Below are 24,516 nucleotides of genomic sequence, written 5' to 3' on the forward strand. Positions count from 1 at the left end.
ATGTCAGCCCCCGGAGACGTTCTGCAGCACGGTCAGCTCGTCGCCAGGTGCGAGCCGAACCTCCGACTGGTCGAGAAAGGCGATGTTGTCGCCGTTGAAGTAGATGAGTACGTGCGGACGCAGGCGGCGTTGCTCGTCCACGATGTGCTGGCGCAGAAGAGGGAAGGTGGTCAGCAGCACCTCGACCGCCTCCGCGAGCGTGCCGGCGGTGAGCGGAAACCGCGTCCGGTCGCCGGTGCAGTCGCGCAGAAGGGACGGCACTCGCACCGTGATCTCGGCCCCTCCGGCCGATGCGTCGCGCCGGGTTGGCGGCTCGGTGGTCGTCATGCCGGCAGCAACCAGGTCTTGACACAGGTGATGCGGGGGAAGCGGCCTTCGATCGCGGACCAGCTGGTGCCGCGGTCGAGGGAGTAGAAGAGATCCCCGGAGCTGGTGCCGAAGTAGAGGCCGTGCGGCTCCAGCGAGTCGACGGCCATGCCGTCACGCAGGACGTTGACATAGCTGGTGGAGGCAGCGAAGTCGCCCGGGACCGGTTGCCAGGACTCGCCTCGGTCGTCGGAGCGGTAGACCATCATGCGGCCGTCCCGAGCGACCCGGTGCTCGCTGTTCTTCAACGGGAAGATGTAGAGCTCCCCGCTGCGGGCGACGGCCATCGGGAAGCCGAACCGCTCGTCTCCCTCGGCGCCGAGGCCCTTTTCGATGGGGAACCAGCTGTCGCCACCGTCGACCGACTTGTTGACGCCGCCGTGGTCCTGCATGTAGAGGACCTCCGGGTCGTCGGGGTCGAGCACGATCTTGTGGGCGCAGTAGCCGATCTCCGCAGATCTGCCGGCCACCGGCTGGCGGTCCAGCCCCGCGTTGCAGGTCTGCCAGGTCGCGCCGGCGTCGTCGGTTCGGAACACCCCGACCGCCGATGCCGCCACCCACATCCGGTCGGGGTTGTCGGGGTGGACCAGGATCGTGTGCAGGCCCATGCCGGCCGCACCGGGTCCCCAGTCGGGCCGGGTGGGGTGTGCGGTCAGCCCGGACAGCTCCGTCCAGTGCTCGCCGGCGTCGTGACTGACGAACAACGCCGCCTCCTCTGACCCGGCGAACACCGTGTCCGGCTGGGAGTCGTGACCCTGGACGAGCTGCCAGAAGCGGTTGAGCCGCCACTCCCGCTGCGTGCCTGGCTGGTTGGGGATCCACCGCCCCTTCTCCCAGTCGAAGTCGCCCATCGGGGTGAACCGCGGCCCCTCCTCGACCGGGCGCCAGGAGGCGCCCATATCGTCGCTCACCTGGATCGTGGCGCCTCCGGACTGGTGGTGGGTGCCCGCATAGATCCGCCGGCGGCCCTGTCGGGAGTCGCCGAGCAGGCTGAAGACCTCCCAGCCGCCCAGGTGTGGACCGGTGAGCGTCCAGTCCTGACGATGCTCGTCGGAGTGCAGGAAGAAGGCTCCCTTGGTCGTGCCGACCAGCAGAACCACGCGGCGTGCGGCGCCAGGGTGAACGTCGGGCATGGATGCCTCCAGGGAATGTGTCGGATGCCGGCGTCGCGACTCCCGGCCGGCCGTTGGGCTGACCCTAGAGGTCAGCACCGACAACCGGCCGGGTATCGCCGTAACCACTCCCGCTCACCCGACGTCCCGGACGCCTGGCCGGCGAGGTCAGCCGGTCTTCGTCATGCCCGCCTTGTCGGCGGCGGCGGCGTTGGACCGCGCGGCCTCCCGGTCCGCGGCCATCTCCTCCACGGTCTTGGTGTGCAGCCGGGCCGCGCCCTCGGTGGTGACGGTCTTGACCCGGGTGCCGTCGCGTTCGGCGGTGGCCAGGCGTTCCCGGGCCGCGGGGATCTCCTCGGCGAACTGCGGCAGCCACCGCGCCTGCTCCACGAGCATCTCGTCGGTCATCTGCCACACCTCCTCGGGGTCGCAGACCGCGCCGACCAGCGGGTCGTGCAGCATCGCCTGCTTGAGCAGGGTGGTGTCGGCGTGCACCGCCGCCTCCTTGGCCATCTCCTGCACCCGGATGCTGGCCGCGCAGGTGGCCGCACAGGCCATCGGCAGGTCACCGACGACGGGGATGTTGATGCCGTTGCGGTCGACGTAGCCCGGCACCTCCACCACGCTGCCCTGCGGCAGGTTGGTGATCACGCCGTCGTTCGGCACGTTGAAGTGGCCGCGGTAGACGCGTCCGGTCTCCAGCGCCTCGATGATGTACGAGCCGTGCTCCTCGCTGCGGTCCTGGGCGGTGATCGGCTTGGGGTCCTCCTTCATCCAGTTCGGGAAGTCGGTCTCGAACCAGTTCCGTCCCTCGGTGCACACCCGGAGGTAGCCGCCGGTCTCGCCGTTGATCCAGCTGGACAGGTCGATCCACCGCGAGATCTCGTCGGTCCGCTTGCGGTACCACGGGAGGTACTCCGACAGGTGGCCGTTGGACTCGGTGCTGTAGTAGCCGAAGCGGCGCAGCACGTCGATGCGGACCTTCTCCGTCTGCGGGTACGTCGGGTGCCCCTCGAACAGCTCCAGCATCTTCGGGATCATGTCGATGCCGCGCCACTGCGCCTTGATGTACCACGTCTGGTGGTTGATGCCGGCGGCCACGATGTCGACCTCGCTGCGGTGCAGCGTCTCGTCCTGGCCGATCAGGCCCTCCCGCTTCGCCCAGTGCTCGATGCACCGGGTGATCTGCCAGTGGCCGCCCTGGACGCCGTGGCACAGGCCGACGGTCCGCACACCGCCGTACTCGTTGCAGGCCCAGGTGTTCATGGCCATCGGGTTGGAGTAGTTGAGGAACAGCACGTCCGGCTTGGCGACCTCGCGGATGTCGGTGCAGAAGTCCAGCAGCGCGGGGATCGTGCGCTGTCCGTACATGACACCGCCCGCGCACAACGTGTCACCGACGCACTGGTCGACGCCGTACTTCAGCGGGATCTCGATGTCGGTCCGGAAGGCGTCAAGCCCACCTTGCCGGATCACCGAGAACACGTAGTCGGCGTCGGCGATGGCCCGGCGGCGTTCCAGGCTCGGCTCGATCGTGGCCGGCAGTCCGCTGGCCTCGATGTCGCGGCGGATCAGCCTGGTCACCATGTCGAGGTTGCGTTCGTTGATGTCGTGGAACGCGAACGTCGTGTCGGCGAGTTCGGGTACGGACAGGATGTCCCGCACCAGGCGGCGGGTGAAGCCGAGTGATCCGGCGCCGAGCATCGCGATTCGGGTTGTCATGCGACCAGCGTCGATAGAGATCTGATGTCTCGACAACCCAGCCGCGCCCACTCGTCCCATAGCGGTCAGCTTGCTCGTCGCCGCGTATCCGGGTGACGGCGTACGGTGCGGCATCCTGGCGGGATGGCGGACGACGCGGTCGGCAGGAACGACGAGGACGGCAGCACCGGCGCGGGCGGTCCCGGCGAGTCGGGCGCGGCCGCTCCGGTCGCGGTGGTCACCGGGGCCGGGTCCGGCGTCGGCCGGGCGGTCGCGGTCGCCCTGGCCGCCGACGGCTACGCGGTGGTGCTCGCCGGGCGGCGGCCCGAGCCGCTGGCGGAGGTGGCGGCGGAGTGTACGCGGGCGTGGCGGGATGCCGCCCGGTCGGCAAGCGTCTCCAGCACGTCGGGCGAACCGGCGCTCGCCGTACCCACCGACGTCGCCGACCCCGAGTCGGTGGCCGCGTTGTTCGACGCGGTACGCACCCACCACGGCCGGTTGGACGTACTGGTCAACAACGCCGGGCGGAACGCCCCCGCCACCTCCGTCGAGGAGGTGTCCCTGGCCGACTGGCGCGCGGTGGTGGACGTCAACCTGACCGGCGCGTTCCTGTGCACCCAGCACGCCGTCCGGCTGATGAAGGCGCAGCGCCCCCTGGGCGGCCGGATCATCAACAACGGTTCTCTGTCCGCGCACACGCCGCGCCCGCACTCGGCCGCCTACACCGCCACCAAGCACGCGATCAGCGGGCTCACCAAGGCCACCGCGCTGGACGGCCGCCCGTACGACATCGCCTGTGGACAGATCGACATCGGCAACGCCGCGACCGACATGACCGCCCGGATGGCCGAGGGCGTGGCACAGCCGGACGGTTCGGTTCGGCCCGAGCCGACGATCGACGTCGCCCACGTCGCCCGCGCGGTGGTCTACATGGCGAGCCTGCCGCTTTCGGCGAACGTGCCGACGATGACGGTGATGGCGACCCGGATGCCCTACGTCGGCCGCGGCTGAGCCGGACCCGCCCGGCGCCGGAGCACCGCGGTGGCCCCACTAACGTTGCCGACGTGCCCGCGACCGATCCGCCCGCGTCGAAGCCGCCCGTCTCCACCCTGCTCGTCACCCTCACCGGCCGGGACCGCCCCGGCGTCACCTCCGCGGTGTTCGACACCCTCGCGAGGTACCCGGTCGAGGTGCTCGACGTCGAACAGGTCGTCCTGCGTGGCCGGCTGGTCCTCGGCATCCTGGTGACCGCGCCGCGTGACGTGGGTCGGCTGCGGCAGGAGGTGGAGAAGGTCGGCCGGGGCCTCGGGATGTACGTCGAGACCGAGGACGGTGCCGGCGACAACCGGCCGCGCCGCAGTGGCCGCAGCCACGTCACGGTGCTCGGCCAGCCGCTGCGGCCGAAGGCGGTCGCGGCGATCGCCGGGCGGATCTCCGACACCGGCGCCAACATCGACCGCATCGTCCGGATCGCCCGCTATCCGGTGGTCGCCATCGAGATGGACGTGTCCGGTGTGGATCCCGACCTGCTTCGCCAGGCGCTGGCCATCGAGGCCGCCGCCACGCACGTGGACGTGGCCGTCCAGCCGGCGGGCCTGTACCGCCGGGCCAAGAGGCTGGTCGTCCTGGACGTGGACTCGACCCTGATCCAGGGCGAGGTGATCGAGATGCTCGCCGCGCACGCCGGCTGTGAGGAGGAGGTCACCCGGGTCACCGCCGAGGCGATGCGTGGAGAACTCGACTTCGCCGAGTCGCTGCGCCGGCGGGTCGCCCTGCTCGCCGGAGTCGACGCCGGAGCACTGGCGGAGGTACGCCGCGAGGTCCGGCTCACCCCCGGCGCCCGCACGCTCACCCGTACCCTCCGCCGGCTGGGCTACCAGATCGGCGTGGTCAGCGGCGGGTTCACCCAGGTGGTGGAGCCGCTCGCCGCCGAGCTCGGCATCGACTTCGTGGCCGCCAACCGGCTGGAGGTCGCCGACGGGCGGCTCACCGGCCGGGTCGAGGGACCGATCGTGGACCGCCCCGGAAAGGCGGAGGCGCTGCGGGGGTTCGCCGCGGCGGCCGGCGTCCCGTTGTCGCAGACGGTGGCGATCGGGGACGGCGCCAACGACCTGGACATGCTCGCCGCCGCCGGGCTCGGGGTGGCGTTCAACGCCAAGCCGGTGGTCCGTGAGGCCGCCGACACCGCGGTCAGCGTGCCCTACCTGGACGCGATCATCTACCTGCTCGGCATCACCCGGGACGAGGTGGACGCCGCGGACGCGGAGACCACCGAAACAGCTTGACGGACCACCATCCGGCGGCGAATACTCTGGTTCGAGTAAACGAGCCCGAGTAGAGATCGCTGCCCCGAGCCGGCGGCGGAACCGACCGGAGGAGCGATGGCCACGCCGCGTCTGACGAACCCGCTGGCCCTGGCCGTGCTCGTCCTGCTCTACGAGCGGCCCATGCACCCGTACGAGATGTCCACCACGCTGCGCGAGCGGCGCAAGGAGGACAGCATCAAGCTCAACTACGGCTCGCTGTACTCCGTGGTCGCCTCGCTGCACAAGTCCGGCCTGATCGAGGCGCGGGAGACGCTGCGGGAGGGCAACCGGCCCGAGCGGACGATCTACGCGATCACCGAGCCCGGCAAGGCCCGGATGACCGACTGGCTGAGCGAACTGGTCAGCGTGCCGAAGAAGGAGTTCACCAACTTCGAGGCGGCACTGTCGCTGATGGGTGCGCTCGATCCCGAGGAGGTGCTCCGGCTGCTGGAGTTGCGGCTGAGCGCGCTGACGATGCAGCGGGCGGCAGGTGAGGCGGTCAGGGCGGCCGCACCACCCAACTTCCCGCGGATCTTCATGATCGAGTACGACTTCACCTCCGCCCTGCTGGACGCGGAGATCGAGTTCGTCCGTTCCCTCGTCGCCGACATGCGCACGCAGGAGCTCGGCGGCTACCGGCTCTGGCAGCGGATGCACGAACTCCGTGCCGGCGACCTCTCCCCGGAGGAGGCCTCGGCGATCCTGCACGAGGAGTTCCGCGAGGAACTGAGCTGGACGGAGGACCGCCGCACGATCTAGCCGGCTTCGGCGCCCCGCGCCGACAAGCACGCGACCCCCGACCAGGTGCGGCAACACCACGGTCAGGGGCCGGCGGCACAACCTCGAGTCGAGCCCGTCGCCGGGCGCGGATCCCAAGGCCTCCACAGCGCAGGATATCCGCGTACCGCGACCACTCGACTCCTTCACCCCTCCACGCGAAGGAGCACCATGTCCGCGTACGCGGCGTCCGGGGTCCTCGACGACCCCGCACCACTCCCCTCCGGCCGGCCCGCCATCGAGGCTGCCGGCCTGGCCAAGACCTACGGCAGCGGCGACAAGGCCGTCCGTGCGCTGGCCGGAATCACCTTCTCCGTGCCCGCCGGCTCGGTCTTCGGACTCCTCGGGCCCAACGGCGCCGGCAAGTCCACCACGGTGAAGATCCTCACCACGCTCTCCCGCGCCGACGCCGGCTCGGCGAGCGTCGCCGGGATCGACGTGCACCGCCACCCCGCGCGGGTACGCCGGGCGATCGGCTACGTCTCCCAGAAACCGGCGTTCGACCCGATGGGCACCGGCCGGGAGAACCTCGTGCTGGCCGGCCGCGTCCACGGGCTGTCCGGGCCGTCCGCCCGGTCCCGGGCGGACGAGCTGCTTGCCCGCTTCGGACTCACCGAGTCCGGCAACCGGCTGGCCGGCAAGTGGTCGGGCGGCATGCAGCGCAAGCTCGACGTCGCCACCGGCTTGGTGCACCGGCCATCGGTGCTGTTCATGGACGAACCCACCACCGGACTGGACCCGCAGGCCCGGGCCGAGATGTGGGCCGAGATCGCCCGGCTGGCCCGCGAGGACGGGCTGACCGTGCTGCTCACCACGCACTATCTGGAGGAGGCGGACCGGCTCGCCGACCGGCTGGTGATCATCGACCGCGGCCGGGTCGTCGCCGCCGGTACGCCGGAGGAGCTGAAGGCCCAGCTGGACGGCGACACCGTCCAGGCCGAGATCGCCGCTGCCGACCAGGCCGAGGTGGCCCGGTCGGCGCTGACCGGAGTGCCCGGCGTCCACGACGTCTCCGTGGAGGAGACGACCGTGCGGGCCCGGGTGAGCAACGGCGCGGCCACGCTGCCCGCCGTACTGACCGCCCTGGACGGCGCCCGGGTCGGCCTGACCGCGGTGACAGTGGCCCGGCCCTCCCTCGACGACGTGTACCTGCGCCACGCCGGCCGGTCCTTCGACCGAGCCGACACGGCGTCCCTCCCCCGGCAGGAGACGAACCGATGACCACCCTCCCCGAAACCCCTGTCGACGGCCGGACGGACGCCCGCACCGGCGTACGGGCCGAGCGGCGGGCCGGTTCGGCCGGCACGTTCCTGGCCCACTCCGCGTACCTCACCGGACGGTCGTTGCGCACCCTGACCCGGCAGCCGGCGTACCTCGCGTTCACCCTGATCCAGCCGATGATCTGGCTGCTGCTGTTCGGCCAGCTGTTCCGGAACGTCGCCCGGCTACCGGGCTTCGGCACCGGCTCCTACCTGGAGTACCTCACGCCCGGCGTGGTGGTGATGACGGCGATGTTCTCCGCCGGCTGGGCGGGCACGTCGTTCATCCAGGACATGGAACGCGGCGTGATGGACCGCAACCTCACCTCTCCGATGAGCCGCGGCGCGCTGATCACCGGTTCGCTGGCGTTCCAGGCGGTGACCACCGTGATCCAGTCGCTGATCGTCCTCGGTGTCGGGCTTGCGGCCGGTGCGCGCTTCGCCGGCGGGGTCACGGGCGTGCTGGTTGTCCTGGTGTGCGCCGTGCTGCTGGCGGTCGTGTTCGCCGCGCTGTCGGACGCGATCGCGTTGCTGGTGCACCAGCAGGAGGCGCTGATCGGGATCTCGCAGTTCCTGATCCTGCCACTGTCGTTCCTGTCGTCGGTGATGATGGCCCCCGCGCTGATGCCTGCCTGGGTGGGCGACGTGGCGAGGTTCAACCCGGTGGACTGGGCCGCCCTCGCCGCCCGGTCGGCGGTCTCGGCGGCACCGGACTGGGGGCTGGTCGGTGGCCGGCTCGGGCTGCTGGTGGCGCTCGTGGCCGTCATGGGCTGGCTGGCGGCGCGGGCGTTCCGCTCCTACCAGCGCTCGGTGTGAGGTCCCGGACCCGGGGTCAGGACGGTTGCCGGATCACCGCGCGGAGCCGGCCCGACCCCGGGCCCACCGTCTTCCACGAGCCCGCGACGTCGAACACCGTGAGCGTGCCGGTGGGATATCCGCCGGCCAGCACGCTCCGGTCCGCTCCGGACGAGCCGTCGTCGAGTACGGCGGCGAGACTCGCGATCGAGGGGTTGTGCCCCACCACCAGCAGGGTGCGAGCGTCGTGCAGCGCCTCGGTCACCACGTCGAGGAGGTCGTCCAGGGTGTTGTCGTACACCCGCCGATCGAGGTCGACCTCCACCTCGACCTGAGGTGCAGTTGTCTCGACCTCAACTTCAGGTTGAGACTTTCCTGAACGAGGGGCGCCGCCCGCGGAGTTCGCCGCGATCGCGCCGGCGAACTCCGCCCAGGTCTGCCTGGTCCGCAGCGCGGGCGACACGACTGCCAGGTCGGGCACGACGCCGAGTTCCCTGGCCTGCCGCCCGGCGTAGCCGGACTGTGCCCGGCCACGGCCGGCCAGCGGGCGGTCGGCGTCGGCCACCCCCAACGGTGACTCCGCCTTGCCGTGGCGCAGGAGCAGCAACCGCCGGTTCGTTCGGAGGCTCCTCACCGGATCACCCCTTCCCCGCAGAGCACCCCTTCCCCGCAGCTCACCCGGTGACCGGAACGACGCGGTGGCCACCGGCCGGCGGGAGCGTGCCCGCCAGGTTCCGCAGGGTCAGCGCCGTGCGCAGTGCCGCCTGGGTGCACTCGTAGCCCCGGTCCTCGTGCGACCCGGGCAGCCCGGCGCGGTCCAGCGCCTGCTCGGCCGTGTCGCAGGTGAGCACGCCGAAGCCGACCGGCACCCCGGTCTGGACGCTCACGTCGGTGAGCCCGGCGGTCGCCGCCTGGCACACGTAGTCGAAGTGCGGTGTGCCGCCGCGGATGACGGTGCCCAGGGCCACCACGGCGTCCAGGCCCGACCGGGCGAGCCGCGCGGCCACCACCGGAAGCTCGAACGATCCCGGCACCCGCACCACCACCGGGTCGCTCACCCCTGCCTCGGCGAGCGCTCGCAGCGCGCCGTCCAGCAGGCCGCCCATCACCTCCTCGTGCCACGACGCGGCGACCACGCCGACCCGCAGGCCGGCACCGTCGATCCGGGTGGCGCCCGGTGCGCCCGATCCGCTCATGAAGCCCTCCCGGTGGTCTGCCGAAGGACGCCCGCCTCGGCCGGCAGCGCGTGCCCGAGCCGATCCCGCTTGGTCGCGAGGTAACGGGCGTTGTCGCCGTTCGGTGTGATCGTCAGTGGTGTGGTGGCGGTGACGGTCAGGCCGTACGCCTCCAGCCCGGCGCGTTTGGCCGGGTTGTTGGTGAGCAGACGCATCCGCTCCACGCCGAGGTCGGCGAGGATCTGCGCGCCGATCCAGTAGTCGCGGGCGTCGACCGGCAGCCCCAGCGCGAGGTTGGCCTCCACCGTGTCGTGCCCGGTGTCCTGCAGGGCGTACGCGGACAGCTTGGCCAGCAGGCCGATGCCGCGTCCCTCGTGGCCGCGCAGGTAGACGACCACCCCGGTGCCGTCGGCGGCGACCGCCGCCAGCGCACGGTCCAGCTGGGGTCCGCAGTCGCAGCGCAACGAACCGAACGCGTCGCCGGTGAGGCATTCGGAGTGCAGCCGCACCAGGGGCTCGCCGCCTGTGGCGCCAGGGGTGCCGGGCGCACCGGCCCCGTCCTTGGCGCCCGGCTCCCCGCGGACCAGGGCGACGTGCTCGGAGCCGTCGACCGTGCAGCGGTAGCCGACGGCACGGAAGTCGCCGTGCCGGGTCGGGATCCGGGTCTGCGCGACGCGTTCCACCAGCGGTTCGTGCCGGCGGCGGTGGCGTACGAGATCTTCGACGGTGATCAGCGCGAGGTCGTGCTCGCCGGCGAACCGGCGCAGCGCGTCCCCGCGCATCATCGAGCCGTCGTCCTCGACGAGTTCGGCGAGGACGCCCACCGGCGGCAGGCCGGCGAGCCGGACCAGGTCGACGGCGGCCTCGGTGTGCCCCCGCCTGACCAGCACGCCGCCGGGACGGTAGCGCAGCGGGAACACGTGACCCGGTCGTACGACGTCGTTGGGGCCGGTGGACGAGTCGGCCAGCAGCCGGATGGTGTGCGTACGGTCCTCGGCGCTGATGCCGGTGGTGATTCCGGCGGCCGCGTCCACGGTCACACAGAACGCCGTCCGCATGGCGTCGCGATTGTCCGCGGTCATCGGGCCGATGGCCAGCCGGTCCAGGTCGGCGCCCTCCATCGGTACGCACAGGACCCCGCTGGTGTGCCGCACGGTGAACGCCACCAGCTCCGGGGTCGCGGCCGAGGCGGCGAAGATGATGTCGCCCTCGTTCTCGCGGTCCTCGTCGTCGACCACGACCACCGCCCGGCCGGCGGCGAGGTCGGCCAGTGCGCGCTCGACCGGGTCGCGGCCCGGGCTCATGCGGGATCACCTGCCGCCACGGTGTCCGCAGGCTGGGGCATCGCCGCGATCCTCGCCCGGACGCGGATCCAGGTGACGAAGCCCAGCACGCAGAAGGCGCCGTAGACGATGTAGAGGATCGCCGACGGGTAGTAGCCCGCGCTCAGCAGCAGCGGGACCCCCACCACGTCCACCGCGATCCAGATCAGCCAGAACTCCACCCACCCGCGGGCCATGCCGTAGGTGGCGAGGATGCTGCCGGTCAGGATCCAGGCGTCGGCGAGCGGGCCCCACGAGCCGAGCAGGCCGAGCACGTAGGTGAACACCGCCACGCCGACGGCCGCGCCGACCAGGATGCCCGCGCGCTCGCGCCAGGTCGCCCACCGCGGCGCGACCGCGCCGCCGTCACCGGCGCCGTTGCGGGCCTGGCGCCACCGCCACCAGCCGTACGCGCTCACCGCGAAGAAGAACACCTGCCGGCCGGCCTGCCCCCACAGGTCCTTGTCCTGCGGGGCGTGGAACACGCCGCCGAGGAAGACCGTGAACAGCAGGATGTTGCCGATCATGCCGACCGGCCAGGCCGCGACCCGGCGGCGCATCCCGAACAGCGCGCTGGCCAGGCCGAAGCCGTTGCCGACGATCTCGCGCCAGAGGATCTCAGAACCGCCGATCTGCAGCTTCGCGTCGATCAGCCAGGTCAACCAGCTCATGCGTGTGCTCCTTGGGTGTGCGACCGCCCGGCTACGTGATCAGTGGCCCGGTCGGCGTTGGTGACGGTGAGTCGTTCGACGTACTTCGCGATGACGTCGACCTCGAGGTTGACCGCGTCGCCTGGCTGCCGGGCGCCCAGCGTGGTGACGTCGAGGGTGGTGGGGATGAGTGCGACGGTGAACGCCGGCTCGGGAAGGTCGCGGACCTCCACGACGGTGAGGGACACCCCGTCCACGGCGACGGAGCCCTTCTCCGCGACGTAGCGGGCCAGTGCCGGCGGCAGGGCGATCTCGACCAGGTCCCAGCGGGGGGTGGGCCGGCGGGACAGGATGTGGCCGGTGCCGTCGACGTGACCCTGCACGATGTGGCCGCCGAGCCGCCCGCCGGCGGGTACGGAACGCTCGAGGTTGACCAGGTCGCCGGGCGCCAGGCCGCCGAGGCTGGTCCGCGACAACGACTCGGCCATCACGTCGGCGGTGAACCGGCCCTCGCCGGGCTCGACCTCCACGACGGTGAGGCAGCAGCCGTCGACGGCGATCGAGTCGCCGTGCCGCGCGTCACTGGTCACCACGGGCCCGCGCACGGTCAACCGCGCGGAGTCCCCCAGGCGCACGAGGTCGACGACCTCGCCGCGTTCTTCGACAATTCCGGTGAACACCGGCTACTCCCTCGCCTTCCGGTCCGCCCGAGCGGGCACCGGGGAAAAGGCGAGGTCATGGCACGTGACGACCCGTCGGCGCAGACGAGGGGTGCCCTCGTCCGCACGGCGGGTACGCATGCCGTGGCCCGCGTGCTGCCTCCCATCCGGACTTTAACCGTCGGTCCAGGAGTTCCACCTGGTCAACCGTGCGAGGCCGTCGGAACGGCTTCGCACGGGTCGCGGACTGTCACCGCCGGTTCGGACTTTCACCGACCCCGGAGCACGCGCGAGCTGTCAGCTCGTACGACGTTCAGTCTTGCACGGCCGGGCGAGACCGGGCGCGGCAGTCCCGGAGCGGGCTTGGGCCCAGGCCCGGGCCCGGCGTCAGACCCAGAACGTGTCGTGCCGGAGGAAGAACGCAGCGCGCTCGGCCTGGTCGGTCTTCGACAGGTCGGGCAGGCCTTCGAAGTAGCCCTCCCGCGGAGCGCCGGGTGCGAAGTGCAGCAACATGCTGGCCGGTTCGCCGGACTCGTTGCGGAACGCGTGGATGCCGCCCTCGGGGACGTGCACGTAGTCGCCGGGCTCGGTGTCGAGCCAGCGGGAGCCGTCGAAGATCCGGACCGATCCGGCCAGGATGTAGAACGACTCCGAGATCGACCGGTGGAAGTGCTCGCTCGGGCCGGAGGGGTCCGGTCCCATCTCCCAGCGGTAGAGCCCGAACTCGCCGTTGGTGGACGCGCCGGTGGACAGGTAGTGGACGCTGCCGCCCGATCGGTAGGTGAACTCCGGCGGGTGGTCCGCCGGGCGGTAGGTCGCGCTGACCTCGCCGCCGGTGCCGGCGTAGCGGGGCGTGGGGTACTGCACGTCGGAGTGGTCGTACTCGGGAAAGGTCATGGAGGATTCCTACCCGACCGGTTTGGACGCCTCCGCCGCCAGCGCACGCAGGTGGGTGACCGCCCTGTCGGGATCCTCGGCGCCGAAGACCGCAGAGCCCGCGACGAACACGTCGGCGCCGGCGTCCGCGCAGCGTTCGATGGTCTCCGCCGACACTCCCCCGTCCACCTGAAGCCACAGGTCGAGCCCGCGCCCGCCGGCCAGCTCCCGTGCGCGCCGGATCTTCGGCAGGCACAGGTCGAGGAACTTCTGCCCGCCGAACCCCGGCTCGACCGTCATCACCAGCAGCATGTCCAGTTCGCCCAGCAGGTCGGCGTACGGGTCGACCGGCGTCGCCGGCTTCAGCGCCATCCCGGCACGGGTGCCCAGGGCGCGCAGCTCGCGGGCCAGGCGTACCGGTGCGTGCGCCGCCTCCACGTGGAAGGTCACGCTGCCCGCTCCGGCCTCGGCGTACGCGGGTGCCCAGCGGTCGGGGTCCTCGATCATCAGGTGGCAGTCGATCGGCAGGTCCGTCGCGGCGAGCAGCGACTCCACCACCGGAAGTCCCAGCGTGAGGTTGGGGACGAAGTGGTTGTCCATCACGTCGACGTGCAGCCAGTCGGCCGCCTGGACCGACTCGGCCGCCTGGGCCAGCCGCGCGAAGTCGGCCGACAGGATGCTCGGTGCTATCTGAACGCCCATGGTGGTCGCGACTCTACTGGTGCGCTGCGCCGGTGCCGCCGGTGCCGCCGTCGCCGTTGTCACCGTCGGTGCGTCGCAGCAGGGCGAGGAACATCGCGTCCGTGCCGTGCCGGTGCGGCCACAGCTGTACGTACGGGCCGTCGCCGAGGTCGGGTACGCCGGGCAGCAGTGGGCGGGCGTCCAGGCGTTCCACGTCGGAGCGGGTGGCCAGCACGCCGGCCACGACGTCCCGGGTCTCCGCCAGGTGCGGTGAGCAGGTGACGTACGCGACGACGCCGCCCACCCGCACCGAGTCCAGGGCGGTGGCCAGGAGCCTGCCCTGCAGCGGTGTGAGCCCGGCGACGTCCTCGGCCGCCCGCCGCCAGCGCGCCTCCGGCCGGCGGCGCAGCGCACCGAGTCCGGTGCACGGCGCGTCGACGAGCACCCGGTCGAAGGTGCCGGGCCGCCAGGCCGGGACGGTGCCGTCCGCGACCACGGTGCCGAGCACGCCGCGGGTGCGCCGTCCGCGCGGGGTCAGTGCCCGGGCGACCAGGTCGGCCCGGTGCGGCTGGAGTTCGGCGGCCAGCAACGCCGCCGACCGCCGTCCGGCCAGGCCCGCCAGCAGGGCGGACTTGCCGCCGGGCCCGGCGCACAGGTCGAGCCATCGCTCGTCCGGACCGGTGCCGCTGATCCCGTCACCGCCGGTGGTGCCGTCGCCGGCCAGCGGCGCCTCCGCCAGCGCCGCCGCGACGAGTTGGCTGCCCTCGTCCTGGACGCCGGCGCGGCCCTGGGCCACCGCCGGGATCCGGTGCGGGTCACCGCCCTCGGTCAGGACGGCGGCGTACGGAGACCACCGGCCGGGTTCGGCGCCGTCGGCGCGAAGGTCCGCCACACTCGACCGGCCCGGCCAGGCCGCGAGCGTCACGCGGGCCGGCTCGTTGTCGGCCGCGAGCACGGCGGCCGTCTCGGCCAGCGAACCGCCGAGCGCGGCCGCGAACGCCTCCACCACCCACCGCGGATGCGCGTGCACCGCGGCCAGGTTGCCGACCGGATCCTGTTCGTACGCCGGGGCGAGCTCGGCCTGCCAGCCGGGCAGGTCGCGGGCCGCCACCTTCCGCAATACGGCGTTGACGAACTTCGACGGGCCGATGCCGGCCACCCTGCGGGCCAGGTCGACGCTGGTCGCCACCGCCGCGTGCGCGGGCACCCGCATGCCGAGAATCTGGTGCGCACCAAGGCGAAGGACGTCCCGGACCTCCGGGTCCAGCTTCGTCAAGGGCCGGTTGACACAGTGGGCGAGCACGTCGTCGTAGCCGCCGCGCCGCAATGTGCCGTGGGCGAGTTCGGTGGCGAAGGCGGCGTCACGGCCCGACAGGCCGCGCTCCCGCAGGGACGAGGGCAGCACGAGGTTGGCGTAGGCGTCTCGGACCGACACCGCGTGCACGACGTCGTAGGCGGCCAGCCGGGCGGGATCGATCCCGCCACGCCGCTGCCCGCCGGACTCACCCGAGCCACCGGAAGGACGCGGCTGCCGCCGGCCCGCGGTGCTCGCTCCACCTCGCCGGCCGGCCCCGGCGGCCGGCCCGGTGCGCCGGGCGCCGCCTGATTTCCCGCCGCCTCCAGACATGCCGGAGCCTCCGGGTCTGCCGGACCTGGCAGGGGTGCCGGACTCGGACCCCATCAGGTGAGCGTCTCCTCGGCATCGGGCCGCACGCCGCGCGCCCAGTCGGCCGCCGCCATCGCCTGCTTGCCCGGCGGGCGTACCTCACCGAGCGCCACCGGAACGCTGCCGGTGCCGACGAGAACCCTGGACTTCTCCGCTCGGAGCTGCCCGGGCGGCAGCACCTCGGCGTCCGGGACGACGGTGACCGGGCCGAGTTTGAGGCGTTCGTCGCGGAACGTCGTCCACGCGCCGGGGGCGGGTGTGGCCGAGCGGACCAGCCGGTCGACGGCGAACGCGGGCGCCTTCCAGTCCACGCGTACGTCGTCCACGTCGACCTTGCGCGCGTACGTCACGCCGTCGGTGGGCTGGGGCCGGGCCACCAGCGTGCCCGCGGCGATGCCGTCCAGGGTGTCGGCCAGCAGCCGGGCGCCGCTGCTGGCCAGCCGGTCGAGCAGGTCGCCCGCGGTGTCGGTCGGGCCGATCGGCTCGGTGAGCACGCCGTACACCGGGCCCGCGTCCAGCTCCTCCACGATCTGGAACGTCGACGCCCCGGTGACGTCGTCACCGGCGCGGATCGCGTGCTGCACCGGCGCCGCACCGCGCCAGGCCGGCAGCACCGAGAAGTGCAGGTTGATCCAGCCGTGCCGGGGGATGTCCAGCACGCTCGCCGGGAGCAGTCCACCGTAGGCCACCACCGGGCAGGCGTCGGGGGCGATCTCGCGCAGGCGTTCGGCGAACGCCGGGTCCTTCGCGGACTTCGGAGTGAGCACCTCGATCCCGGCGGCGCGGGCGCGTTCGGCCACCGGCGACGGATGCAGCTTGCGCCCCCGGCCCGAGGGTGCGTCCGGCCGGGTCAGTACGGCGGCGACCTCGTGTCGGCCGGCAAGGATCGCCTCCAGGGCGGGCACCGCCGCCTCGGGCGTACCCGCGAACAGCAACCGCATCCGGGCGCCGTCCGCCGCCGCACCGTTGGCCTCCGGCACCGCGGACTCCCCCGCGTTCACGGCCGGCACTACAGCGCCCGGCCCAGGGTGGGATGCGGCGACACCCGAACGGCGGGTGGCGTCTGGCCGGCCCACTCCGCCTCGCGGATCGCCCGCAGGGCCGCCTTGCGTGCCTCCCGGTCGAGCCGGTCGACGAACAACACGCCGTCCAGGTGGTCGGTCTCGTGCTGGACGCACCGCGCGAGCAGGTCCGATCCCTCGACGGTCACCGGCTCACCGTGCATGTCGTAGCCCTTGGCCACGACCCGCAGCGCGCGCCGGCAGTCGAAGGTGAACCCGGGGATCGACAGGCACCCCTCCGGCCCGAACTGCTCCTCTTCCGACAGGTCGAGCTGGGGGTTGATCAGGTGACCGATGACGTCGTCGACGTGGTAGGTGAAGACCCGCAACCCGACGCCGATCTGGGGTGCGGCCAGGCCGCTGCCGGGCGCGTCGAGCATGGTCTCGGTGAGGTCCGCGACGAGCTTGCGCAACTCCTTGTCGAAGTCGCGCACGGGCTCGGCCGGGGTCCGCAGCACCGGGTCACCGAACAGTCGAATGGGCTGGACAGCCACGCAGGTCTCCTCGATCAGCTCACAGACGTCCCCGCCAGTCTACGGACGCCCCGGATCCGGCCCGACCGGGCCATTTCCCCACCATTCGCAAGCCGCCCATAGGGTCGGCGCCATGCGATGGACCGTGCACGGCGAGCGCGAGATCTACTCCAGCGACTGGGTGCGGCTCACCCTGGCCGACGTGGAGGTGCCCGGACTGCGCCGGTTCGACCACCACGTCCTGCGGATGCCGCGCCCAGCCGCCGGCGTGGTGGTCCACGACCCCGGGCGAGGCCTGCTGCTGCTGTACCGGCACCGGTTCATCACCGACACCTGGGGCTGGGAGATTCCGGCAGGCGGCGTCGACGCGGGCGAGAGCCCGGCGCAGGCCGCCGAGCGGGAGGTCCTGGAGGAGACCGGCTGGCGGCCCGGCCCGTTGCGCGAGCTGGCGGCGTACCACCCGAGCAACGGGATCGCCGACCAGCGGTTCCATCTCTTCCTCGCCGACGGGGCGACCCGGGTGGGAGCGCCCAGTGACCCCAGCGAGGCGGAGCGGGTCGAGTGGGTGCCGGTGCCGGAGGTACGCCGGATCGTGCGCGACGGGCGGATGCGGGACGGACTGTCCTTCACCGCGGTGCTGTACGCGCTGGCGTTCGACGCGCTCGGCTGACAGTTCGTCGGCGGGCTTCCGCCCGTGTCACCCGGGCGGTCCGCCGACCCGCCGCGGGGCTCACACCGGCAGGCCGGCCGCCTTCAGCTGGCCGCGCATCGTCTCCCCGTCCACGAACACCTCCGCACGCAGCCCCACCGAGCGGGCGGCGTGCACGTTGACCGGCACGTCGTCGGTGTAGAACGTCGTGTCCGCGGTCAGGCCGTGCCGGTCCAGGAGCAGCCGGTAGATCGCGGGGTCCGGCTTGGACACCCGCTCCACACCGGACACGACCGCACCATCCAGGTCGGCGAGGAACGGCCACTTCTCGCAGGCGACCGTCCACTTCTCGGCGGAGAAGTTCGTCAGCGCGTACGTCGGGACGCCGGCCGCCCGCAGGGTGTCCAGCACCGCGACGGTCTCCTCCAACGTGCCGGCGACCATCTCCGCCCAGCGTTCGTCGTAGGCCCGGATCAGGGCGCCGTGCTCGGGGAACCGGGCGGTCAGTTCGGCCACACCCTCGGCCCAGGTCCGGCCGGCGTCCTGCGCGGCGTTCCACTCCGGGGTGCACACCTGCGCGAGGAACCTCTCGACCTCGTCCTCGTCAGTCAGCAGCGTGCGGTAGAGGTAGCGCGGGTTCCAGTCCAGCAGGACCCCGCCCACGTCGAACACGACTGCCTCCAGCGGTGTCCGGGACGGCGGGATGCGGGACGGCGAGGAGGGTGGGGTGTCTGCGTGCGTCACGAACGCCGACCCTACCCGCGCGGGGGGCTGCCCCGCGGGCCTACCCGAGCACGGCCGGGTCGACCTGGACCCGGACCGGGCCCGGCGCCTTGCGGGCGCTGCGTACCGCCTGGGCCGCCTTCAGCGCCGCGGACAGGCGAGCGCCGTCCGCCCACCGGACCCGCAGGACGAGCCGGACGACCTCGTCCTCGCCGGCCTGGGGCACCGGGCCGAGCACCTCGGTGCCCGGTGGGAGCTCCACCAGCCCGGCCAGGTCGCGAACGGCGTCCGGCGCACCGGTCAGAGTGGCCAGCCGGGCGGCCGGCGGGAACCTCGCGGCCTCGCGTTCGGCGAGCTCGCGGTCGGCCTGGTCCTGCGGCGACCACCGGACCAGCGCCTGGATCGCCGGGGAGCCGGGGTCGCCGACGACGACGACCGAACCGCCCGCACGCGCCGGCCGGACCAGCGCCGCGGCGTTGAACCAGCGGCGCAGTGCCTCCTCCCCCGCCCGCAGGTCCGCGCGTGCCAGTGCCAGCCAGGAGTCCAGCAGCAGAGCACCGGAGTATCCGCCCTCGGCCACCGGCTCCGCGCCCGGCGTGGCCACCACCAGGGCGGGCTCGGCGCCGACCGTGGACAGCACGCGGGAGCCGCCGGACGTGCGCACCGGAACCCTCGGGAACGCCCGGCCGAGCTCCTCGGCCGTCCGCCCGGCACCCACCACGGGTGCACGCAACCGGCCGCCGCCGCAGGTGGGGCACCGCCACGACACCGCGGGCCGGCCGCACCATCCGCAGCTCGGGGGTGCGCCGGCGGAGCCGAGCTGGAGCGGACCGGAGCAGGTCACGCACCGCGCCGGGCCCCGGCAGGTCTGGCAGGCCAGCGCGGGGAGGTAGCCGGACCGGGGCACCTGCACCAGCACCGGCCCGGAACCCAGGGCGGCCCGGGCCTGCTCGAACGCCCGGTGCGGCAGGCGTACCGCGCGGGCCGCCGGGTCGCGGGCGAGGTCGGTGTCGTTGTCGCCGGCCACCACCACCCGCGGCCCGCGGTCGCGGACGACGGCGCGCTCCGGAGCCAGTGGCCGCGCCCATCCGGTGGCCAGCAGGTGAGCGCCTTCGGCCGTGCACGCGAACCCGCCGAGCAGCGCCGCGCACCCGGACTCGTGCGCCCGCAGCAACAAGACCTCGCGCACGTGCGGGTAGGGCGCGCGCGGCTCGGCATGCAGGTCGTCGCCGTCGTCCCAGCAGGTGACCAGGCCGAGGTCGGCGACCGGCGCGAAGGCCGCCGACCGGGTGCCGACGACACACCGCACGCTGCCGCGTCGGGCGGCCAGGAAACGGCGGTAGCGCTCGGCCGGACCGAGATCGGCGGTCAGGACGACGTGCCGGTCGGGGCCGAGCACCTCGCCGAACGCGGCGTCCAGCCGGGCCACGTCGCGCTGGTCGGGGACCACCACCAGCACTCCACGGCCGCCGTCGAGGGTCGCGGCGGCGGCGTGGGCGAGTGCGGTCGGCCAGTCCTCGCCGGGTACGGCGGTCCAGACCGCGCGCGGCGCGTCGCCCCGGCGCAGAGCCTCCAGAAAGGCGACGCCGGTCTGGTAGGCGCCCCACGGTCCGGGCCGCACGGCGTCGGCCGGGCGAGCGGACGGGACCTTGTCGGAGGACTCCGGCGCGGAATCCGGAGCGGACTCCGGGTCCGATCCGGGAGCGGAATCCGATGCGGGTTTGGCGGCGGCGCACTCCACCCGCGCATGCCGCGGCGGCACGGCCAGCCGGAGGACGTCGGCGAGCGTGCCGGCGTAACGGTCGGCAACCCGGCGAGCCAGCCGGGCGATCTCGGGGGCGAGCACCGGCTCGGCGGACACCACCCGGCGCAGCGGCGCCAACCGGCCGCGATGGTCGGACTCGGCCACCCGCTCGAGCACGAAACCGTCGAGGTCCTGCCCGGCGAACCGGACCCGGACCCGGGCCCCGGGCACGCAGGTGGCGTGCATCCGCTCGGGCACGAGGTAGTCGAAGGGCCGGTCGAGGTGCGCCAGCGGCACGTCGACCAGCACGCGCGCGACCGGGAGCTCCGGAGCCGGCTGCTGCGGACTCGTGGCGCGCGGCTTGCGCACCTTCCCCCGCACCAGCGCCAGCTGGCCTGTGTCGTCCTCGGTCACGGCTGCAAAGAGTAGGGCAGGCCACCGACAGGTGGCCTGCCCCTCTCGTGGGTCAGCGGATCACTGCAGGCCGGCGGCGCTGCGCAGCTCCTCGGCGCGGTCGGTCCGCTCCCACGTGAAATCGGGCAGCTCCCGGCCGAAGTGACCGTAGGCGGCGGTCTGGACGTAGATCGGCCGGCGCAGGTCGAGGTCGCGGATGATCGCCGCCGGGCGCAGGTCGAACACCTGCTGCACGGCCTTCTCGATCACGTCGATCGGTGCGGCCTCGGTGCCGGAGCAGTCGACGTAGAAACCGACCGGCTGCGCCTTGCCGATGGCGTAGGCGACCTGGCACTCACACCTCTTCGCCAGCCCCGCGGCGACGATGTTCTTCGCCACCCAGCGCATGGCGTAGGCCGCGGACCGGTCGACCTTTGTCGGGTCCTTGCCGCTGAAGGCGCCGCCACCGTGCCGGGCGTACCCGCCGTAGGTGTCGACGATGATCTTCCGGCCGGTCAGGCCCGCGTCGCCCATCGGCCCGCCCAGCTCGAACCGGCCGGTCGGGTTGACGAAGAGCCGGTAGCCGGCGGTCTCGATGTCGAGCTCGCCGATGATCGGCTCGATCACGTGCTGGCGGATGTCCGGGGTCAGCATGTTCTCGAGGTCGATGTTGGCGGCGTGCTGCGTCGACAGCACGATCGTGTCGATCCGGGTGGGCCGGTCGCCGTCGTACTCGATCGTCACCTGCGTCTTGCCGTCGGGACGGAGGTAGGGCAGCGTCCCGTCCTTGCGGACGTCGGTGAGGCGCTTGGACAGCCGGTGCGCGAGCGTGATCGGCAGCGGCATCAGCTCGGGAGTCTCGTCGCAGGCGAAGCCGAACATCATTCCCTGGTCGCCGGCGCCCTGAAGGTCGATCGGGTCGACCGAGCCGTCGGCGCGGCCCTCGTAGGCGGTGTCCACCCCCTGGGCGATGTCGGGCGACTGGGAGCCGATGGAGACCGTGACACCACACGAAGCGCCGTCGAAACCCTTGGCCGAGGAGTCGTAGCCGATGTCGAGGATGCGTTCGCGGACCAGCGAGGCGATGTCGGCGTAGGCACTCGTGGTGACCTCACCGGCCACCACGACCAGCCCGGTCGTCAACAGCGTCTCCACTGCGACCCGGCTGCCGGGATCCTCGGCGAGGAGTGCGTCGAGCACCGAGTCGCTGATCTGGTCGGCGATCTTGTCCGGGTGGCCCTCGGTAACCGACTCGGATGTGAACAGTCGTCGGGACACGGCCATCCTTTCTTCTAGGCACTGCCTTCGGGGCGCCAAGGCACGGTCAGGTAGGCGGACGCGCGGAGGCCGCGAGCGACCCGCTCGCGATGGTGCGGTGTCCGCAAGCCTAACCAGGTCAGCTGGGCAGGGTGCGCCTCTGGGGTGCGTTTTGACGAGAATCGCGTTCTGTGCCCACTCCGTGGCGTCGGGCGAGCATTGCGACGGTCGCGGCGATCCGCTTCCGGTAGGCCGCCGGAGCATAGGAACCGGCGCCGTAGAGGTCCCGGTAGACGGGCACCAGTTCGGGATGCTCCCGGCCGAGCCACTGGTGATACCACTCCCGGGCGCCGGGCCGCAGGTGCAACACGATGGGAGTGAGACTGCTCGCCCCCGACGCGGCGATCGCGCGTACGGTCTCCTCCAGCCGGTCCGGCGCGTCGCCGAGGTGCGGCAGGATCGGCGCCATCAGCACGCCGACCCGAAAGCCCGCGTCGGTCAGTGTCCGGACCATCCGCAGCCGCGCCTGCGGGCTGGGCGTCCCCGGCTCCACCCGTCGCCACAGGTCGGCGTCGACCGAACCCACCGAGACGCTCAGCCCCACGTCGGTCACCTGCGCGGCCTCGCGCAGCAGGTCCAGATCGCGCAGCAGCAGCGTGCCCTTGGTGAGGATGGAGAACGGGTTGCCCGCGTCCCGCAGCGCGGCGATGATCTCGGGCATCAGGGCGTACCTGCCCTCGGCCCGCTGGTAACAGTCGACGTTGGTGCCCATCGCCACCGGCTCCCCCCGCCAGCTCGGCCGGGCAAGCTCACGGCGCAGCACCGCCGCGGCGTTGACCTTGACGATCACCTTGGTGTCGAAGTCGTGTCCGGCGTCGAGGTCGAGGTACTCGTGGGTGCGCCGAGCGAAGCAGTAGACGCAGGCGTGCCCGCAGCCGCGGTAGGGGTTGATCGTCCAGTCGAAGGGCACCCGGGCCGCCGAGGGCACCTTGTTCAGCAGCGACTTGGCATGGATCTCGTAGAAAGTCATGCCCCGGAACTCCGGGGTGTCGAACGTGCGGGCGCACGCGTCCAGCCCGAACAACGCCAGCTCGGCCGGCTGGCCGGCTCCCCCGCCGGTGCCGCCCGCGAGTCGTTGGCTCTCCCATCTCACCGGGCCAGCCTATCGAACGCGCGTTCGAGGTGCGGACGCGCCGACCTCGTGGGGCGCTCAGCCGGTGAACGCCCTGGCCGCCACGAGGTAGACGACCAGGCACGCCAGCATGATCACCAGGGCGCGCAGGGCGGGCCAGCGGGCGGCGCCGTAGCGGCGGACGTTGGCCCGGGCCACCTTGGTGTCGTTCACCGTACGGACGAAGTGCTGGTAGCGCCGCCCGGCCAGGAATGCGATCACCGCCGCGCCGAGGATCAGGACGGTAGCGATTTCGGCCACCCCGGGAGAGTAGCCATGGTCGGCCGGTCCGGCCGGTCCGTGACACGCCGGATGACAGAACTCCCATGAACCTCGTGCCGGGCGTGCCGACCGGTGAGCCCGGGGAGTCAGCGACCCGGCACGGAGGGCGGTGCGCCGGCCGCCAGACGGGCGGCCACGAGGTCCCAGATGCGGTGTGCGAGCGCTTCCTTGGGGCCGCGCGGCACCGCGGTCTGCGAGCCGTCCTCCCCCAGGATGACCGCCTCGTTGTCGGGGCTCTCGAACCCCTTGTCCGCCCCCACCTCGTTGACCACGAGCAGGTCGCAGCCCTTGCGCGCCAGCTTGGCCCGGCCGTGGTCGAGGACACCCGCGGTGGCGTCGCCGGTCTCGGCGGCGAAGCCTGCCACCACCAGGCCCGGCCGCGGCCGGGCGTGGGAGAGCTCGGCGAGGATGTCGGGGTTCTGGGTCAGCTCCACCGTCGGCGCCGACCCGTCGTCGGCCTTCTTGATCTTGGCGTCGACATAGGTGGCCGGGCGGAAGTCGGCAGGGGCCGCGGCCATCACCACCGCGTCGGCGTCCTGCGCGGCGGCGAGGACGGCGTCGCGCAGCTCCCGGGTCGAGCCGACCCGGGTGACCTTCACCCCGGCCGGATCGGGCAGTGAGACGTTGGCCGCCACCAGGGTGACCGAGGCGCCTCGCAGGGCCGCGGTGCGGGCGAGCGCGTAGCCCTGCCGCCCGGAGGAGCGGTTGCCGAGGTAGCGGACGGGGTCGAGGTACTCCCGGGTGCCACCGGCACTCACCACGACGTGCCGGCCGGCGAGGTCGGACAGCAGCGGCTCGGTGCCGCGGGCGAGGACGCCGCGGCAGACGTCGAAGATCTGCTCCGGCTCCGGCAGCCGGCCCTTGCCGGTGTCGACGCCGGTCAGGCGCCCCTCGGCGGGTTCGAGGACCAGGGCGCCCCGCTCGCGCAACGTGGCGACGTTGGCCCGGGTCGCGGGGTGTTCCCACATCTCGGTGTGCATCGCCGGCGCGAAGACGACCGGGCAGCGAGCGGTCAGCAGGGTCGAGGTGAGCAGATCGTCGGCCTGCCCGTGTGCCGCCTTGGCCAGCAGGTCGGCGGTGGCCGGCGCGACCACGACCAGGTCGGCCTGCTGGCCGAGCCGGACGTGGGGAACCTCGTGGACGTCGTCCCAGACCGTGGTGTGGACCGGCTGATGGGACAACGCCGCCCAGGTGGCCTCACCGACGAAGCGCAGGGCGCTCTCGGTGGGCACGACCCGGACGTCGTAGGGAACTTCCACCAGCAGCCGCAGCAACGAGCAGGCCTTGTAGGCGGCGATGCCGCCCGCTACGCCGAGCACCACTCGAGGTCTGGGGGCACCCGGCATCGTCAGCTCCGAACTCCGGTCGGGAGAACGCGGTCGTCAGGGCCGCTGGTGAGTGGGTCGGTGACGGCGGAA

Annotated in this window: 25 protein-coding genes and 1 riboswitch; of the genes, 6 read left to right on the forward strand and 19 right to left on the reverse strand. The window is 72.7% G+C overall.

Going from position 1 to position 24,516, the window contains the following annotated elements:
- Positions 1-3 precede the first annotated feature (3 nt).
- The 3 genes from ABZV93_RS16530 to ABZV93_RS16540 all read right to left on the reverse strand — a co-directional run bounded on the left by ABZV93_RS16530 (position 4) and on the right by ABZV93_RS16540 (position 3,200).
- Positions 4-327 carry a MoaD/ThiS family protein gene (locus ABZV93_RS16530; RefSeq protein WP_354936205.1) on the reverse strand — a complete coding sequence of 108 codons (324 nt, stop codon included), beginning with the start codon at positions 325-327 and terminating at the stop codon, positions 4-6.
- A complete protein-coding gene (locus tag ABZV93_RS16535) occupies positions 324-1,499 on the reverse strand; it encodes an exo-alpha-sialidase (RefSeq protein ID WP_354936208.1) in 1,176 nt (391 codons plus the stop codon). Before ABZV93_RS16535 ends, ABZV93_RS16530 begins: the two co-directional genes overlap by 4 nt.
- A gap of 147 nt (positions 1,500-1,646) precedes the next feature.
- Positions 1,647-3,200, reverse strand: coding sequence for an alpha-glucosidase/alpha-galactosidase (locus tag ABZV93_RS16540; protein ID WP_354936211.1), 1,554 nt, complete (start codon positions 3,198-3,200; stop codon positions 1,647-1,649).
- A 123-nt stretch (positions 3,201-3,323) separates the two neighbouring features.
- Between ABZV93_RS16540 and ABZV93_RS16545 the strand changes: the two genes are divergently transcribed.
- The 5 genes from ABZV93_RS16545 to ABZV93_RS16565 all read left to right on the forward strand — a co-directional run bounded on the left by ABZV93_RS16545 (position 3,324) and on the right by ABZV93_RS16565 (position 8,337).
- Positions 3,324-4,190, forward strand: coding sequence for an SDR family oxidoreductase (locus tag ABZV93_RS16545; RefSeq protein ID WP_354936214.1), 867 nt, complete (start codon positions 3,324-3,326; stop codon positions 4,188-4,190).
- Positions 4,191-4,243: 53 nt separating this feature from the next.
- Positions 4,244-5,464 carry a phosphoserine phosphatase SerB gene (serB, locus tag ABZV93_RS16550; RefSeq protein WP_354936217.1) on the forward strand — a complete coding sequence of 407 codons (1,221 nt, stop codon included), beginning with the start codon at positions 4,244-4,246 and terminating at the stop codon, positions 5,462-5,464.
- A gap of 96 nt (positions 5,465-5,560) precedes the next feature.
- Positions 5,561-6,244, forward strand: coding sequence for a PadR family transcriptional regulator (locus tag ABZV93_RS16555; RefSeq protein ID WP_354936220.1), 684 nt, complete (start codon positions 5,561-5,563; stop codon positions 6,242-6,244).
- 189 nt (positions 6,245-6,433) lie between these two features.
- Complete coding sequence (locus ABZV93_RS16560; RefSeq protein ID WP_354936223.1) at positions 6,434-7,483, forward strand: ATP-binding cassette domain-containing protein; 1,050 nt, start codon at positions 6,434-6,436, stop codon at positions 7,481-7,483.
- Positions 7,480-8,337: an ABC transporter permease gene (locus ABZV93_RS16565; RefSeq protein ID WP_354936226.1), complete on the forward strand. Its 858-nt coding sequence runs from the start codon at positions 7,480-7,482 to the stop codon at positions 8,335-8,337. The genes ABZV93_RS16560 and ABZV93_RS16565 overlap by 4 nt, the downstream gene beginning before the upstream one ends.
- A 16-nt stretch (positions 8,338-8,353) precedes the next feature.
- On the opposite strand, the gene ABZV93_RS16570 is transcribed toward ABZV93_RS16565, so the two are convergent.
- The 10 genes from ABZV93_RS16570 to def all read right to left on the reverse strand — a co-directional run bounded on the left by ABZV93_RS16570 (position 8,354) and on the right by def (position 16,900).
- Positions 8,354-8,950 (reverse strand): histidine phosphatase family protein, encoded by a 597-nt coding sequence (locus ABZV93_RS16570; RefSeq protein WP_354936229.1) that lies wholly within the window; start codon positions 8,948-8,950, stop codon positions 8,354-8,356.
- A gap of 40 nt (positions 8,951-8,990) precedes the next feature.
- Positions 8,991-9,512 (reverse strand): 6,7-dimethyl-8-ribityllumazine synthase, encoded by a 522-nt coding sequence (ribH, locus tag ABZV93_RS16575; protein WP_354936232.1) that lies wholly within the window; start codon positions 9,510-9,512, stop codon positions 8,991-8,993.
- On the reverse strand, positions 9,509-10,795 hold the full coding sequence (locus ABZV93_RS16580) for a bifunctional 3,4-dihydroxy-2-butanone-4-phosphate synthase/GTP cyclohydrolase II (RefSeq protein WP_354936234.1): 1,287 nt from the start codon (positions 10,793-10,795) through the stop codon (positions 9,509-9,511). The genes ribH and ABZV93_RS16580 overlap by 4 nt, the downstream gene beginning before the upstream one ends.
- Positions 10,792-11,484: a nicotinamide riboside transporter PnuC gene (pnuC, locus tag ABZV93_RS16585; protein WP_354936237.1), complete on the reverse strand. Its 693-nt coding sequence runs from the start codon at positions 11,482-11,484 to the stop codon at positions 10,792-10,794. Before pnuC ends, ABZV93_RS16580 begins: the two co-directional genes overlap by 4 nt.
- Positions 11,481-12,143, reverse strand: coding sequence for a riboflavin synthase (locus tag ABZV93_RS16590; RefSeq protein ID WP_354936240.1), 663 nt, complete (start codon positions 12,141-12,143; stop codon positions 11,481-11,483). Before ABZV93_RS16590 ends, pnuC begins: the two co-directional genes overlap by 4 nt.
- A gap of 128 nt (positions 12,144-12,271) precedes the next feature.
- A riboswitch (FMN riboswitch) is annotated at positions 12,272-12,413 on the reverse strand.
- 96 nt (positions 12,414-12,509) lie between these two features.
- The gene (locus ABZV93_RS16595) at positions 12,510-13,019 is read right to left on the reverse strand and encodes a cupin domain-containing protein (protein ID WP_354936243.1); all 510 of its coding nucleotides are present in this window, start codon (positions 13,017-13,019) and stop codon (positions 12,510-12,512) included.
- Between the two features lie 9 nt (positions 13,020-13,028).
- Entirely contained in the window at positions 13,029-13,700 is a 672-nt protein-coding gene (gene rpe, locus ABZV93_RS16600; RefSeq protein WP_354936246.1) for a ribulose-phosphate 3-epimerase, read from the reverse strand.
- A 13-nt stretch (positions 13,701-13,713) separates the two neighbouring features.
- Positions 13,714-15,306: a transcription antitermination factor NusB gene (locus ABZV93_RS16605; RefSeq protein WP_354936249.1), complete on the reverse strand. Its 1,593-nt coding sequence runs from the start codon at positions 15,304-15,306 to the stop codon at positions 13,714-13,716.
- A 53-nt stretch (positions 15,307-15,359) separates the two neighbouring features.
- Positions 15,360-16,286, reverse strand: coding sequence for a methionyl-tRNA formyltransferase (gene fmt / locus ABZV93_RS16610; RefSeq protein WP_354936550.1), 927 nt, complete (start codon positions 16,284-16,286; stop codon positions 15,360-15,362).
- Positions 16,287-16,354: 68 nt separating this feature from the next.
- The gene (gene def, locus ABZV93_RS16615) at positions 16,355-16,900 is read right to left on the reverse strand and encodes a peptide deformylase (protein WP_354936252.1); all 546 of its coding nucleotides are present in this window, start codon (positions 16,898-16,900) and stop codon (positions 16,355-16,357) included.
- A gap of 112 nt (positions 16,901-17,012) precedes the next feature.
- On the opposite strand from def, the gene ABZV93_RS16620 reads away from it, so the two are divergent.
- Complete coding sequence (locus ABZV93_RS16620; RefSeq protein ID WP_354936255.1) at positions 17,013-17,549, forward strand: NUDIX hydrolase; 537 nt, start codon at positions 17,013-17,015, stop codon at positions 17,547-17,549.
- A gap of 60 nt (positions 17,550-17,609) precedes the next feature.
- Here the strand turns inward: ABZV93_RS16620 and ABZV93_RS16625 are convergent, their stop codons facing one another.
- The 6 genes from ABZV93_RS16625 to coaBC all read right to left on the reverse strand — a co-directional run bounded on the left by ABZV93_RS16625 (position 17,610) and on the right by coaBC (position 24,417).
- Positions 17,610-18,272 carry an HAD family phosphatase gene (locus ABZV93_RS16625; protein ID WP_354936258.1) on the reverse strand — a complete coding sequence of 221 codons (663 nt, stop codon included), beginning with the start codon at positions 18,270-18,272 and terminating at the stop codon, positions 17,610-17,612.
- Between the two features lie 40 nt (positions 18,273-18,312).
- The gene (locus ABZV93_RS16630) at positions 18,313-20,409 is read right to left on the reverse strand and encodes a primosomal protein N' (RefSeq protein ID WP_354936261.1); all 2,097 of its coding nucleotides are present in this window, start codon (positions 20,407-20,409) and stop codon (positions 18,313-18,315) included.
- Positions 20,410-20,469: 60 nt separating this feature from the next.
- The gene (metK, locus tag ABZV93_RS16635; RefSeq protein ID WP_354936264.1) at positions 20,470-21,666 is read right to left on the reverse strand and encodes a methionine adenosyltransferase; all 1,197 of its coding nucleotides are present in this window, start codon (positions 21,664-21,666) and stop codon (positions 20,470-20,472) included.
- Between the two features lie 118 nt (positions 21,667-21,784).
- Positions 21,785-22,798, reverse strand: a complete 1,014-nt coding sequence (locus ABZV93_RS16640) for an Rv2578c family radical SAM protein (protein WP_354936267.1) — start codon at positions 22,796-22,798, stop codon at positions 21,785-21,787.
- Positions 22,799-22,855: 57 nt separating this feature from the next.
- Positions 22,856-23,077: a hypothetical protein gene (locus ABZV93_RS16645; RefSeq protein ID WP_179788075.1), complete on the reverse strand. Its 222-nt coding sequence runs from the start codon at positions 23,075-23,077 to the stop codon at positions 22,856-22,858.
- Between the two features lie 107 nt (positions 23,078-23,184).
- Positions 23,185-24,417, reverse strand: coding sequence for a bifunctional phosphopantothenoylcysteine decarboxylase/phosphopantothenate--cysteine ligase CoaBC (coaBC, locus tag ABZV93_RS16650; RefSeq protein WP_354936271.1), 1,233 nt, complete (start codon positions 24,415-24,417; stop codon positions 23,185-23,187).
- Between the last annotated feature and the right edge of the window lie 99 nt (positions 24,418-24,516).

It is taken from the genome of Actinopolymorpha sp. NPDC004070 (assembly GCF_040610475.1).
Classification (GTDB): domain Bacteria; phylum Actinomycetota; class Actinomycetes; order Propionibacteriales; family Actinopolymorphaceae; genus Actinopolymorpha.